This is a genomic window from Verrucomicrobiota bacterium (assembly GCA_039027815.1).
In the GTDB taxonomy this organism is placed as follows: Bacteria; Verrucomicrobiota; Verrucomicrobiia; order Verrucomicrobiales; family JBCCJK01; genus JBCCJK01.
The window spans coordinates 219,673-232,674 of sequence record JBCCJK010000001.1 but is presented as its reverse complement, the minus strand read 5'-3'; the positions used below and the strand labels follow the sequence as shown (position 1 = coordinate 232,674).

General features: G+C 60.6%; 12 protein-coding genes. 6 read left to right on the top strand and 6 right to left on the bottom strand.

From position 1 onward, the window contains the following. The first annotated feature begins 150 nt into the window (after positions 1-150). Positions 151-2,598, top strand: coding sequence for a DNA translocase FtsK (locus AAF555_01025; protein MEM6910141.1), 2,448 nt, complete (start codon positions 151-153; stop codon positions 2,596-2,598). Between the two features lie 353 nt (positions 2,599-2,951). Here the strand turns inward: AAF555_01025 and AAF555_01020 are convergent, their stop codons facing one another. Next, positions 2,952-3,434, bottom strand: coding sequence for a crossover junction endodeoxyribonuclease RuvC (locus AAF555_01020; GenBank protein ID MEM6910140.1), 483 nt, complete (start codon positions 3,432-3,434; stop codon positions 2,952-2,954). 74 nt (positions 3,435-3,508) lie between these two features. After that, positions 3,509-4,744, bottom strand: a complete 1,236-nt coding sequence (locus tag AAF555_01015; GenBank protein MEM6910139.1) for a DEAD/DEAH box helicase — start codon at positions 4,742-4,744, stop codon at positions 3,509-3,511. A 55-nt stretch (positions 4,745-4,799) separates the two neighbouring features. Here AAF555_01015 and AAF555_01010 point away from each other — a divergent pair, with 55 nt between their 5' ends. Together AAF555_01010 and AAF555_01005 are read left to right on the top strand one after the other, a co-directional pair. Continuing rightward, a complete protein-coding gene (locus AAF555_01010; GenBank protein MEM6910138.1) occupies positions 4,800-5,735 on the top strand; it encodes a DMT family transporter in 936 nt (311 codons plus the stop codon). 76 nt (positions 5,736-5,811) lie between these two features. Further along, positions 5,812-7,269 (top strand): hypothetical protein, encoded by a 1,458-nt coding sequence (locus tag AAF555_01005; protein MEM6910137.1) that lies wholly within the window; start codon positions 5,812-5,814, stop codon positions 7,267-7,269. Positions 7,270-7,275: 6 nt separating this feature from the next. Here the strand turns inward: AAF555_01005 and AAF555_01000 are convergent, their stop codons facing one another. Both AAF555_01000 and AAF555_00995 read right to left on the bottom strand, forming a co-directional pair. After that, positions 7,276-8,517 (bottom strand): AI-2E family transporter, encoded by a 1,242-nt coding sequence (locus tag AAF555_01000; protein ID MEM6910136.1) that lies wholly within the window; start codon positions 8,515-8,517, stop codon positions 7,276-7,278. Next, positions 8,501-9,097: a TPM domain-containing protein gene (locus AAF555_00995; GenBank protein MEM6910135.1), complete on the bottom strand. Its 597-nt coding sequence runs from the start codon at positions 9,095-9,097 to the stop codon at positions 8,501-8,503. The genes AAF555_01000 and AAF555_00995 overlap by 17 nt, the downstream gene beginning before the upstream one ends. 84 nt (positions 9,098-9,181) lie before the next feature. Here AAF555_00995 and fabG point away from each other — a divergent pair, with 84 nt between their 5' ends. Genes fabG through pgl form a run of 3 tightly spaced genes read left to right on the top strand, consistent with a single transcriptional unit; the run spans position 9,182 to position 11,114 of the window. Next, positions 9,182-9,928 carry a 3-oxoacyl-[acyl-carrier-protein] reductase gene (gene fabG, locus AAF555_00990; protein ID MEM6910134.1) on the top strand — a complete coding sequence of 249 codons (747 nt, stop codon included), beginning with the start codon at positions 9,182-9,184 and terminating at the stop codon, positions 9,926-9,928. Positions 9,929-9,931: 3 nt separating this feature from the next. Further along, positions 9,932-10,426, top strand: coding sequence for a phosphohistidine phosphatase SixA (gene sixA / locus AAF555_00985; GenBank protein ID MEM6910133.1), 495 nt, complete (start codon positions 9,932-9,934; stop codon positions 10,424-10,426). Between the two features lie 4 nt (positions 10,427-10,430). Then, positions 10,431-11,114 (top strand): 6-phosphogluconolactonase, encoded by a 684-nt coding sequence (gene pgl / locus AAF555_00980; GenBank protein MEM6910132.1) that lies wholly within the window; start codon positions 10,431-10,433, stop codon positions 11,112-11,114. Between the two features lie 390 nt (positions 11,115-11,504). Here the strand turns inward: pgl and AAF555_00975 are convergent, their stop codons facing one another. Both AAF555_00975 and AAF555_00970 read right to left on the bottom strand, forming a co-directional pair. Beyond that, entirely contained in the window at positions 11,505-12,269 is a 765-nt protein-coding gene (locus AAF555_00975) for an exodeoxyribonuclease III (protein MEM6910131.1), read from the bottom strand. 129 nt (positions 12,270-12,398) lie between these two features. Next, on the bottom strand, positions 12,399-12,851 hold the full coding sequence (locus tag AAF555_00970; GenBank protein MEM6910130.1) for a hypothetical protein: 453 nt from the start codon (positions 12,849-12,851) through the stop codon (positions 12,399-12,401). Between the last annotated feature and the right edge of the window lie 151 nt (positions 12,852-13,002).

Here is a 13,002-nt window from a genome sequence, read left to right as displayed (position 1 = left end):
AGAACAGTCAATCTGCGAAAGTGCCTCAGGCTACGCAGAATGCGCAAAATGTCCTGCTGAAATTGGCAAAGTTTTTTTAGCTTCTATGAACATTTCCACTACCTTAAGATTCTCGGACGACGTCTAGCGGCCGCTTGGCTTCCCTCCTTCATGGCTACCAATCGAAAAAAGAAAAGAGTCCGCTCGACCACCAAAAAAAAATCGGCCGGTCGCAAGAAGGTGCGGCCGAGCGAGCCGGAGGAGCCTCGTCGCCCCCACGAAGCGGTCACGATCGCGCTCTTGGGATCGGGGGTCTTGTTTTTCCTGGCGCTCGTTTCTTACACTCCGGCCGACCTGCCGACTTGGCTGCCGTGGATCAGTGAAAGCACCCAGCCGAATGAGGCCGTCCAGAATTTCATCGGTCCCCTCGGCGCCATCTTCGCGGGGTATTCCTATTTTTTCCTGGGAGCCGCGATCTATCTGGTGGCAGCCGTCTTTCTGTGGGTGGGCATCGCCCGCATCATCGCGCCCATCAGTCTGACGCGCCAAATGGCCATCGCCCTGGTGGTGATGGCGCTGACGGCCGCCTGTCTTCTCCATCTGCAACCCTGGTTTTTGGAAAGTTGGGCCCGCGATTACAATATCCACCGGCCGGGCGGCTTGCTGGGGGATTTCTTTGGGGAATACCTCTTTGCCCGCATCTTTGGGACGGTCGGTTCCGCCATTATTTTGGGTCTTCTCTACCTCGGCAGCCTGACCTTGGTGACGGGCTTTCATCCGGTCAAATGGCTGGTAGCCGTCTGGCAACATTGGAAAGAACGTCCAGCCAAACAAGAGGAGGAGGACGCCTCGCCAAGACGGGCTGGTGGGCGCTCAGCCGCCCGAGACCAGGACGATGAGGCGGTCCGATTTGGTGGGGAGGGGGCCAAAGAAAAGCGCCCCCGGCGCAGACGGAGGGCGGCCAGGGACGAGGCCGAGACAGCCCAACCCGATCTTCCACTGCCGGTTCCCCGCACCCCGCCCCCCAAGATCATTGACGCCTCCACCCGAAAACGTCCGGCGAAAGACGGGGGCGATCCGGGCTTTGGCCACACGGCTCCCGCCACGGGTCTGTTTCCCGATTACAAGCTGCCCAGCATTGATCTTCTTCATCTGGACGAGTCGGGCAGTGAGGTCGCGGCCGACAAGGGGGAGCTGCTGGAAATGCAGAGCGTCATCGTGGAGACGCTCCAGGACTTTGGCATTGAGGTCACTCCGGGTGACATCACCCGGGGGCCCACCATTACGCGGTATGAGGTCTATCCCAGTCGGGGACTTCGCGTCAATCGCATCACGAGCGTGGAAGCCGATCTGGCCCGGGCCACGCGGGCCGAGCGCATCCATATCCTGGCTCCCATTCCGGGGAAGGACACGGTTGGAATTGAAATCGCCAACAACGAAAAAGTGGCCGTTCATTTGCGGGAGTTGATCGAGGACCCGGTCTTCCGATCTCCCAAGAACAAGATACCGATTGCCCTCGGGAAAGATGTGTATGGGCGCACCGTGATCGGCGATCTCGCCAAGATGCCGCATTTGCTGGTGGCCGGAGCCACCGGCAGTGGCAAGTCGGTCTGCCTCAACTGCATTGTGAGCAGCATGTTGATGCGGTTCACGCCGGATGAACTCCGCTTTCTGATGATCGACCCCAAGGTCGTGGAGATGCAAATCTACAACGATCTCCCGCATCTCATCGCCCCGGTCGTGACCGAGCCCAAGAAGGTGCTGATGGGCCTGCGCTGGGTCATAAATGAGATGGAACGTCGCTACCGCCTTTTCGCGGATTGCGGGGTGCGGAATTTTGAAGGCTTCAACAAGCGCAAGAAGCCCGAGCCCGAGGAAACGGAGCCCGACCCTGAGGGAGAGAGCTTCCTGGGAGAGGCGGCAGAGACGCCCCCCCGGGAGGAGGACGTGCCGGATCACTTGCCCTACATCGTGGTCATCATCGATGAATTGGCTGATCTCATGCAGACAGCCCCAGCGGATGTGGAGACGGGCATCGCACGGATTGCCCAGAAAGCCCGCGCGGCCGGGATTCATCTGATCATCGCGACCCAGACGCCGCGGGCTGACGTCGTGACGGGCATCATCAAGGCGAATGTTCCCGCACGAATTGCCTTCCAGGTGGCCTCGAAGATTGACTCGCGGGTCATTTTGGATGCTGGGGGGGCCGATAAGCTGGTAGGCAAAGGAGACATGCTGTTTCTGCCGCCGGGCACGGCCCAACTCGTCCGGGCGCAGGGGGCGCTGGTGGAGGACGAAGAGGTGCAAGCGCTGGTGGACTTCGCGAGCGCTCAGGGCAAAGGCAAGCCGCGCAATGAGGTCGATATCGAAGCCGTGCCCGAGGGCGAGGGGGAGGGAGGCGACGAGCTTTCGGAGGAGGACGAGGAACTCATCGAGCGCTGTCTCGAGGTCATCTTGCAGGAAAAAGCCGCCTCCACTTCTCTCTTGCAACGCCGTCTGCGACTGGGCTACACCCGAGCCGCCCGCATGATCGATATCCTTGAACAGCGCGGCATTATCGGTCCCGGGGATGGCGCCAAGCGGAGGGAGGTCCTAGTGGAGATGCCGGAGGAGGTATAATACCAACCTCCAGAATTCACCGGTAGAATGGAGGGAAGGTGTTGTGGGGAAGAGGCGCTGAAGCGTGGGGAAGGAAGAGCCGGAGTCTTTCGAGCCAGCCCTGCGTTGCTCCTCGGTTACGGTGCCTGCACCGCGCCCTCGTCGCGCCTTGGTCTGGCCCGAAATCCACTCGGCCATTCTACCAGCCAATTCTGCAGCTTGGTATAAATCAGGACAGGAGCTGGCGGGACGCTCCGAGAGCTCGCTTAAGAAGGGTTCCTTTAGGCGAAGGGGCGAAGGGGGCGAAGGGGGCGAAGGGGGCGAAGGGTTCCTTGAGGCCGACTTCACTTCTCGAGCGCAGAGAAGGTCCCTGGTCAGAGCAATTCTCCCAACTGGCCCGCCGGAGAGGAGACGGCTTGCGAATGGGCCAGCGCGATGGCGAGGGCGTCGGCGGCGTCGTGGTCCGGGGTGGTGGTGAGGCCGAGGCGGGCACGCACCATGAAGGCGACTTGTTCTTTGGTGGCTGCGCCTCGGCCCACGATGGCCTGCTTGACTCGTTTGGGCGGGTATTGGTGAATGGGGAGGCCGGCTTGCGCGATCGGAACCAAAGCGCTCCCGCGGGCCGCGCCCAGGGTGATGGCTGTGCGGTAGCTTTGGACGTAAATGACGCTTTCCACGGCGCAGACTTGTGGTTTCCATTCGCGCAGGAGAGCCAGCATGCAGTCGGCGTTGGCTGCCAGACAGCCCGCTTGGGTCATTTTGAGGGGGTTGCTGTGGGTGCCGAAGTGCAGGGCGACGGGCTCTCTCTCTTTGACTTCGAGGACGGCATACCCGGTTTTACGGAGAGCCGGGTCGATGGCGAGGATCCGAAGGGGAGAGTTCAGGGTTCCGGTTTCGGGTTGGGGGCGATTTCCGGGCGAGGACGCTCGGGCTATCTTCGCCTGGCCCCGCCTCGGCGGCGTTTTTTGAAGCGAGGGCCGGTTTCTCTTCCCCGCTTGGAATCGCTGGGGTCCGGGACGTCGTCGTCCAGGAGGGTGGTGTAGATGTAGTCGAAGTTCTCCAGTTTCCGCCGCTCGATCTTCTGGCCAATGAGACGCTCCACGGCCGCTGCCTGCGGAAACTCATCGGCGGTCAGGATGGTGAAGGCGTCGCCCTCTTTGTTGGCGCGGCCGGTTCGTCCGATGCGGTGGACGTAGTCTTCCGGATTTTCCGGGACGCGCAGGTTGATGACGTGAGTGACGCCACTGATGTCGAGTCCGCGTGCCGCGAGGTCGGTCGCGACAATCACGTTGAAGCTCCCATCGCGGAAGCCTTCCAGAACTTTGGTCCGGTCCTTTTGGCGGACATCGGCGTGGAAGGTCGCGATGCTGAATTCTTGCCCGTAGGCCTTTTTCAGATCGGCCGTCAAGCGATCGGCCTCGGCCTTGGTGTGGGTGAAGACGATGACGCTCTCGAAGGCGGTGCGCCGGACCATTTCCCGAATGAGTTCGGAGCGCTGTTCCAAGGCCACTGGATAAAAGGCGTGTCGGATGGTGTCAGCCGTGCTGCTGCGCTGGCCGATCACGATTTCGACCGGATCCCGGAGCGCGAAGGAGGCGAGGCGGGAAATCTCCTCCGGCATGGTGGCGGAGAAAAAGAGGGTCTGACGCTCGCTGGGACATCGGCTCACGATCCGCCGGACATCCGGGAGAAAGCCCATGTCGAGCATGCGGTCCACCTCGTCCAAGACGAGGAAGTCGAGATCATCCAGCTTGGCGGTGCCTCGGCTCATGTGGTCGAGGAGGCGACCCGGGGTCGCGATCAGGATATCGACGCCCTGCTCAAGGCCTTCATTTTGAGAGCCATAGCCCACGCCACCATGGATCAAGACATGGCGGAGATTGCTATGCCGGGTGAAGGTTTTGATGTTTTCGGCCACTTGCGCAGCTAACTCGCGCGTCGGCTCCAAGATCAGCACCCGAAGTTTTCCATGCTCCCCGAGCCGGGTTAGCATCGGCAGGGTGAAGGCGGCCGTCTTGCCGCTGCCGGTGGCGGAAGCGCCCAGGACGTCTTTTCCTTGGAGGATCTCAGGGATGGCCTGGGCTTGGATGGGAGTGGGCTCTTCGAAGCCCATGTCTTGCACGGCCGCCAGGACCTCTGGCGAGAGGGATAACTCGTCGAAACGCATAGGCGCGCAGTCTGGCGAGGATTCTCCTTTTCGCAAGGAAATGCCGGAGGCGGGGATGATTGATTGGCAAGGCCCACAAACGTGCTCCGGTGCCCTCGGCATGCTTGGCCGTCCCGCTTCTCCCGATGTGCGCGCGCTGTTCCTTTTGTGGCTGGGGGTGGTCTTTATGTCGACCTCGGTCCTCTGGCTGAAACTGAGCGATTTGTCTCCGAGTTGGCTTTCCAGCTACCGGCTCTTGTTGGCGTCCGGGCTCCTGGTGCTCTGCTTTCGTTTGCCGGTCATCGGCCTGCTGCGAAAGGCCGATCGGCGAACTTGGGAAGGTTGGCTCTTGGGCGGGGGTCTCTTGGCACTCCACTTTGTTCTCTGGGTCTTAGGGGCCCGCGGGACCGGAACCGCCAACGCCACCTTGCTGGTGAACACCTCGCCCGTGGTGATGCCGCTGCTTTCGTGGCTTTTTCTGAGAGAGAAGGCGTCTTCTCAAGAATTGTGGGGAACGGCCATCGCGGTCTCCGGGCTGCTTTTGCTGGGCTTGGGAGATCTGAGATTGTCCCGAGAGACTTGGCGGGGGGATGGGTATTGCCTGCTTTCCATGCTGTGTCTGGCTGGCTACATCCTGGCGGGTCGGCGCTTTCGGGCTCGGTCGGGTTCCGTCCTGGAGTATGTGGTGCCCCTCTACCTGACGGCCGGTGTCCTCTGTGGGGTGGTGGGGTTCTTTCAAGAAGGCGGGGTGGAAGTGCCGCGTGGTTGGGATTGGCTGTGGGTGGCTTTGGTGACGATTTTGCCGACCGTTCTCGGGCATACCCTTCTCAACCAAGCGCTCAGCCAGGTCAGCAGCCAGACCGCGAGCCTTTTTGGCGTGACGCAGTTCCTCTACTCGGGTCTTTTGGCGATCTGGCTCTTCGGTGAGTTCCCGGCCCTCGTTTTTTATCCTTCCGCGTTGTTGGTCGTCCTCGGGGTGGCGGTGGGCATCTCGGCCAAGGCCAAGAAGTAGCCGGTCTGGAAAGTAGGAAAGCGATTTGCCAAGCGAGGAGCGCTTGCGTAGCGATGGCTCACTACGAAGAAACGACATGGCGAAGAAAAAAAAGAAGGGCGGTTGCCTAGGGCTCCTGGTATTGATCGCGATCTTCCTGGTGGCCGCTGGCATCACCGCGCGGGTGATCGTGACCTCCTACTTGAGCGAGGCCTTCATCGTCCAGAAGCTGGAGGAGACCATCGATGCGCGGGTCGAGATCGGCGGGCTCAAGCTGTCCTTCCTGCGCATGCCAGCCGCGGTCACCCTGGAGTCGGTCAAACTCGCTCCCCGCGATGCATTCGCGAACGAGGCGGTGCCATTGGAAGAACGACCCGCACTCGAAAAGGCCATCCTCTCCGTCGAAAAAGCCCGTTTCGCGGTCAATCTCATGGACCTCATCAAGCGCGAATTGCAGGTGGAGGCGCTGACCTTGCAAGGCTTTGACGGCCAAGTGGAAATTTATGAGACCGGCGGGAACAGCTTGCAGAGTCTGTTTGAGGAGCCGGCCATGGTGGCCGGAAAGAAAAAGGTGGCCTCTCCCGCGGCCCCGCTCCCGAGCGCTCCCGAGCCCAGGGAAGACCCGCTCCCAGCCGAAGAGGTCCCCGAAGGCTTCAATGCCAAGTCGATTCCAATCGCCGGCCAAGTGGAGGAACTCTCGATTCGTGATTCCCGAATCGAGATCCTCTTGGAGGCCAATGAATCGCAGGTCTTGGTGGAGGACTTCTCGCTCATTTTCTCGGAAGTGGATGTCGACCCCGCCAATCTGGCCGAGCGAAACTCTGCCCAGATCGAGCTCGCGGGCAGTTTCCGGGTGGTCAACCCGGCCAAGGTGGTGGAGCACGCTCAGCTCAATGTGAAGGCGACCGGGCAGGCGCAGCTTTTCGAGGTGACCACGGGCGACTTCGCCCCTGATGTGCGGGCGCGGTTTTCCTTCGAGAAGGGAACCAGCGTGAAAGTCCTTCCCCAGATCCGCCGCTTGCAGGAGCGCTTGCAAATTTTGGAGCAGCTCGGAATCGATGTGGCGGACTACCTGAACAAGGAGATCGATCTCGCGCAGAACGACGATCTCGCCCTGCATTACCACGACTACCAATTGACCCTCGAAAGTGTCCTCGAAGTGACTTCGGGCGATTTCCTCATGCAAGTGACGAACGGCACCTGGATGAACATCGCCGACAACTCGCACAACGCCCAAGCCCGCCTGGTGGCCGATGAATCGCTCAGCCGCGAAGCGCGCGAGCAGGTCAACCAGGTGGTCTTAGGGAAAGCCCCCCGAGAAATTCGCGCCAGTCTCGAGAGCCAGGTCATCGGCAAGCTCTTCGATGAGCAGGGCCTGCTCTCGATCGGCTTTGCTTCTGAGGGTCGCTTCGCCGAACCGAAAGTCCGCATCACGACTGACTTGCCCGACTTCGGCGAAATGTTGAAAGAGGCCCTCAAGGGCGGGTTGGGCGAGAAGCTGGAAGAGGCGCTCGGCGAGGAAGCGGGCAGTCTTCTCCGCGGCTTGCTTCGCTAGGCCTTCTTAGGAGACAGCGGGGCTTTCCTGCGGGTCCACATTGAGAGTCCGGTCCCAGACATAGCGCTTGAGAATGACCTTGAGCGAGGCCGTCAGAGGGACTGCTAAGAGCGGGCCGAGCATGCCACCCAGGAAGAGCGTCCAGAAGAGGACCGAGAAAATGACGGTCATAGGATGGAGTCCTACGGAGTCGCCCACGATCTTGGGTTGGGTCACCAAGCTATTCAGGTTCTGGACCATGGTGAAAATCAGAAACACCGCCAGCACGTGGAGCCAAACGTTGTTCCCGAGCCACTGGTATTGGTTCTCCGGCAAGCTGAAGTGGAAGAAGGCGATGAGGAGGGAGGGGATGAGACAGAGAAGATTACCCAGAAAGGGAATCAATCCCAGTAAAGCCACAAAGAAACCGATGAGAAGAGCGTAGGGGAGGCCGAAGGCGAAGAGCCCCACGGCCACCAGCACGCCATCGATCAAGCTCACCAGCATTTGCCCGCGGAAAAAGGCCGCCAGGTAATCATTGATCTCCGTGAGGGTGCCCACAATCTCGTCTTTGAAGCGGGAGGCCCGCAGGGGAAGGAACTCGTGCCAGCGCCGTTTGATTTTGGAGGATTCCAGAAGAAAGAACCAGAGGTAGACCGGGGCCAGAAGCAGCCCAATGGTCACTCCTAGGAAGGTGCCCATGCCGGCGAAGCCTCGCGAGAGGAGATTCCAGAGGGTGTTCGTGATTTCGCCAAAGTTGTTGGCAAACCATTCCTCGGCTTGGCTGCGTTGCCGATTGCCGTCAGCGTCGAGAGCCGAGGAAAACCACTCCACAATGGGATGGCTTTCGTTCTCAGCCGCGAAGCCCTTGAGGCCCTCGCTAACAGCCAGGTAAATGTCATCACTTTGCTCATAGAGTCGATTGGCCTGCTGCGCTGTTACGGGGACGATGATGGCGGTGATTCCCAAGGAGAGAAGCGCGAAGGTCCCAAAGACGAGCGAGACTGCGTGCAGCTTCCGCAGTTTTCGCAGGATCAGCCAATGGACGATGGGCTCCAAAAGGTAGGCCAAGATCCCGGCCACGGCCACGGGCAGCAAGACGGGTTGCAGGAAGCCCGCCACCCAACTGGTGCCCCAGATGAGACCGGTCAAAAGCGCCAGCAGGACCAAAATGGAAATTCCGCAAATGGCCGACCAAAGGGTCCGCAGTTGAAACGGCGTGGGAAAGGAGGGGACCTCCTCCTCGCTCGACTCAGAGTTCTTCTCCATGGGCGTCTTCGTGGTAAATCTGCCGAATGCTCACTCCGTAGGTTTGATCGATCGCCGACCAAATCTCAACCAGGGTCTGCTCGAGAAGTTGGACCGTCCCCTCGAGCCCTTCTCCCCAAGCGCCGCGAGAAAAATGAGGGATTTGTTCTTGGAGAATGGCGTCCAGGTGGCGTCGGCCGACGAAGGGCTCCAAGCCATAGCCCACCATGAGGGCCGCTTCATTGCTGCCGCTGTGGAGCGCCAGGAGGATGTGCCGATTTTTGGGACCCTTCGAGAAGCCACTCCCAAAGGCACTTCGATTGAAGATCCAAAAGGCGTAGGTTCGTAGCGAGACATTCGGGGTCTCGGAAACCGTCACCATGGAGAGGCGGATTTGGGGGAAGCTCCGATGGAAGCGGTGGATGGACGCCAGCAGGCGGCGGCGGACGGGCGCGGTCAGGATTTGCGCGGAGTCGGTGATGTCAGGACTGAGGCGCGGCACCGCCCCCATGACGGCGTCCAGCCGTGTCAGGTCGATGCCACAATGCGGGCATTGCGGGAGAAACTCGCTCAGCTCGCCGCCGCAGTAAGGACACTCCATGAAGCGCAAACTACGAAGCGGGGCGCGCTTGTCCAGTCGGGGGAAAGCGGTTGCAAAGAAGAGCGCGTCATGAAAGGACAAACCATGAGTCGTTTCGCAGAGAAGGTGGCCGTCGTGACGGGCGGAGGACGAGGGATTGGCAAGGCCATTGCGGCCAAACTGGCCGGCGAGGGGGCCAAAGTGGCCGTGGTCAGCCGGAACGAAGCCAGCTGTGCGGCGGCGGCCGCCGAAATCAACCAAACCCACCCGGAAGCCGCCCGCGCCTATGCCGTGGATGTGGCCGATGCCGAAGCGGTCGCCTCCCTGGCCAAGCAAACCCTAGAAGACTTTGGCAAGGTCGACATTCTCGTGAACAACGCCGGGGTCACTCGCGACACGCTCTTGATGCGGATGAAGGATGCCGATTGGGACACGGTGCTCGATACCAATCTGAAAGGCGCTTTCCACACCGTGAAAGCCTTCCAGCGAGCGCTCATGAAATCGCCCGCTGGGCGGATCCTCAACGTGGCCTCCGTCATTGGACTGATCGGAAACGCTGGGCAAGCCAACTACGCCGCCAGCAAGGCGGGGCTGATCGGATTCACCAAATCCGTCGCTCGCGAATTGGCCTCTCGGGGAGTGACCGCCAACGCTCTCGCGCCGGGCTTCATCGATACCGAGATGACGGAGGTCCTCTCGGATGAGATCAAGCAAGGGGTCTTGGAAAAGATTCCCCTGAAAAGCTTTGGGGCAGTCGAGGACATCGCGGCCGCCGCCGCCTACCTCGCGAGTGAGGAAGGCCGCTACATCACGGGCCAGGTCTTGGCCATTGATGGGGGCATGGTCATGTGACGATTGATTTTGGACCTGCTACTACTCCGCCACGCCACCGCTGAGGACCACGGCCTCAAGCCAGACGCCGATCGTGCCCTCACAGAAAAAGGCCAGCGCCAAGGCCGCCGGGTCGCGCGCTTCCTTCAGGCCCACCATCTTCGACCAGACCTGGTCTTGAGCAGCCCGATTCGTCGGGCCTTCGAGACGGCGGAGAGAGTCTGCCAAGAGCTCCAGCTGGCTCGGCCCGTTTCCGAGCCGTGGCTGACTGCGGGAGTCGCGGGGCGCGAGTTTCTGCAAGAGATTCAAGCTTATCGCGAGCTACCCTGCCTCCTGGTGGTGGGACATGAGCCGGATTTGAGCGCCCTTATCGGACACTTGCTCGGCGGAAGCGCCTTCTCCGTGCGGCTCAAAAAGGCCTCTCTCGCCCACCTCCGGGGAGAAATGCGCCGGGCCGGCAGCGCGACCTTGCAAAGCTTGGTCCCCTGCGCCTACCTGCCGCCCGAAACATCTCACTGATCGCATGCCCCAAGCTGAAATTCTCTCCCTGGAACACTTCGTCCCTGACGCCGTCGCCTTCATCGAACAAGCTGCCACTGAGGCCATCGCCTCCCGGGGGGAGTTTCGCCTCTCTTTGAGCGGTGGCGGCACTCCGGCGCCCGTTTATGCCGCCTTGGCCAAACGTCCGCTCGATTGGAACCAAGTCATCGTGACCTTTGGGGACGAGCGAATGGTCCCGGCCGACCACGAAGAAAGCAACTTCCGCATGGCCAGAGAAACCCTCTTGGGCCAAATCGACATCCCCGAAGCCAATGTGCTTCGCATGCGGGGCGAGCTTGACCCGGCGGAGGCCGCCAAGGCCTACGAGCAAGCTCTCCGGGAGAAAGCCGGCCCAGAAGGAATCTTCCGCCATGATCTCATCCTCCTTGGCCTGGGTGGGGATGGGCACACCGCTTCGCTTTTTCCCGAATCGAAAGGACTCACGGAGCAAGACCGCTGGGTCATCCCCAACTTCGTCGAAAAGTTCGACACTTGGCGCCTGACTTTCACCTACCCCTTGCTGAACGCGGCCCGCGCGGTGGCCTTCCTATTGCGGGGTGATGGGAAAAAGGAAGTGGCCGAGGAAGTGAGACAAGGCCAAAACAATCATCCTGCCATCGGCGTGCAGCCAACAGATGGAAGACTCTTCTGGCTGATGGGAAACTGACAACCCATACCAGAGCTTCCTTTGCTTTAGGAGAAGACGAAAGCTGGCCCGCTCTCGGGATCCACTACTTGGCAAATGACAAGGATGCCTGAACCCTGCATCTTGAAGCGCAAGCCGCCACACTGGAACTCCCCCAAGAAAGTGGACGTGGAAATCATCCTGGCAGAGGCCCTCTGGAAACCGGAGTAGCCAGCTTTCCCCGGTGGCCCGCGACGTCCCCGGCGCGGTGGGGGGAGACTTCTTGTTCTGGGTGCAGCCTTACCCAAGTGATAGATAGCCGGAAAGGCCTTGGGTGGGTGAGTGGTTTGCGAATTGGCTCATCGCCCCCGCCGCGCCGGGGACGTCGCGGGCCACCAATACCTGCTGTTTCTAGCAGCGGGACGTCTTTGCCTATTTCTTTTCGCTTAAGGTGAGGGCTACCGGGCAGTGGTCTGAGCCCATGATATCGGCTCGGATTTCGGCTGCTTCGATTTTCGACTGGAGCGTTTGGGAGACGAGCCAGTAGTCGATCCGCCAGCCTACGTTGTTGGCGCGAGCGTTTGCGCGGTAGCTCCACCAGCTGTAGTGGCCGCCCCCGCTTTGGAAGAGGCGGAACGTGTCGATGAAACCTTCTCGCAGAAGAGCCGAAAATCCGGCCCGTTCCTCGTCGGTGAAGCCGGCGTTCCGGCGATTGGCCTGAGGGCGGGCTAGGTCGATTTCCTCATGGGCCACATTGAAGTCACCACAGGCCACGACGGGTTTGGAGGTTTCCAACTTTTTGAGGTAGCGTAGAAAGGCTGCGTCCCATTCCTGCCGGTAGGCGAGTCGACGAAGTTCGTTTTGAGAGTTGGGCGTGTAGACATTGACGAGATGGTATTCGGGGAATTCCAGGGTCAGGACCCGCCCTTCCTGGTCGTGCTCTTCGATTCCAAGACCTCGCGAGACGCTGAGTGGTTGGCTGCGGGTGAAGGTGGCGACGCCGCTGTAGCCTTTCTTGATGGCTGGATTCCACTGAATATGCCACTCGTGGCCCGCGAAGCTCAAGTCGACCTGCTCACGCTCGGCCTTCACTTCTTGGAGGCAGAGCACATCGAAAGGCTCCTTTTCGAAAAATCCTAGGAAGTCTTTTTTCAAGACCGCTCGCAAACCATTGACGTTCCAAGAGACCAACCTCATGGGAGCTGACCTAGCACGTTCCGAGAGTCGGATCAATTTGCAGAAAGTCGCCACCCCGTGGCTGTGCCGTCGGCGTTGGCGCTATAAAGCCAGGTGGACTCCAGCGGGCCTGCTGGCGAGAACGGGAGTTCAAGGGGGGCCCGAGCGGGTCGGGAAGGTGGAGAGCACTTCCAAGCTGTCTGGGTGGATGCGTCCCCAAGTGATGGTGGAGTGCCACAGGCCGGGGTCCTTTCGAGCGGTGGCCCAGAAGCGACCGTCCGGGGAGAGAGCCAGGGCCTCGGCTTCTCCCGGAAGAGTCAAGGCGAAGGGTTCTTTTTGAAACGGGGTCATTTCCGGGAGGGAGGCCAGGATGCGGGATTTCCGCCTGAGGACTTCTGGGTCCTTGGACTGGAGGGCTTGGAGCGCCGGGCCCGCCTGGGCTCGAATCGAGAGAAGAAAGGCGGTCGCTCGTTCTCGGTCCGCAAAGGAGGACGCGCTCAAGTCGGCCATGGCTTGGGCAATTTCTTCCGCGCTAGCCAATTCTTGGGAGACTCGCTGGGTGGAGTGCCACAGCAGAAGTTGTTCTCCCAAGCTGACAGCCATGGGTCCAGCGGGCGAGAAGTCGAGCCGTATGCGATGATCGGGTTCCTCGGGCAGCCGGAAGGTTTGCTTCTCCTTGAGGGGAGAAACCGACCACAGATGAAAATCGCTTCGAGCGCCAATTACGACGACTTGATTGCCTCCAGCTTGGGCC

Coding starts and splice junctions, on each gene's coding strand:
- AAF555_01025 (MEM6910141.1), top strand. CDS start 151: ATGGCTACCAATCGAAAAAAGAAAAGAGTCCGCTCGACCACCAAAAAA.
- AAF555_01015 (MEM6910139.1), bottom strand. CDS start 4,744: ATGCGTTTCGACGAGTTATCCCTCTCGCCAGAGGTCCTGGCGGCCGTG.
- AAF555_01010 (MEM6910138.1), top strand. CDS start 4,800: ATGATTGATTGGCAAGGCCCACAAACGTGCTCCGGTGCCCTCGGCATG.
- AAF555_01005 (MEM6910137.1), top strand. CDS start 5,812: ATGGCGAAGAAAAAAAAGAAGGGCGGTTGCCTAGGGCTCCTGGTATTG.
- AAF555_01000 (MEM6910136.1), bottom strand. CDS start 8,517: ATGGAGAAGAACTCTGAGTCGAGCGAGGAGGAGGTCCCCTCCTTTCCC.
- AAF555_00995 (MEM6910135.1), bottom strand. CDS start 9,097: ATGGAGTGTCCTTACTGCGGCGGCGAGCTGAGCGAGTTTCTCCCGCAA.
- fabG (MEM6910134.1), top strand. CDS start 9,182: ATGAGTCGTTTCGCAGAGAAGGTGGCCGTCGTGACGGGCGGAGGACGA.
- pgl (MEM6910132.1), top strand. CDS start 10,431: ATGCCCCAAGCTGAAATTCTCTCCCTGGAACACTTCGTCCCTGACGCC.
- AAF555_00975 (MEM6910131.1), bottom strand. CDS start 12,269: ATGAGGTTGGTCTCTTGGAACGTCAATGGTTTGCGAGCGGTCTTGAAA.
- AAF555_00970 (MEM6910130.1), bottom strand. CDS start 12,851: ATGGCTGTCAGCTTGGGAGAACAACTTCTGCTGTGGCACTCCACCCAG.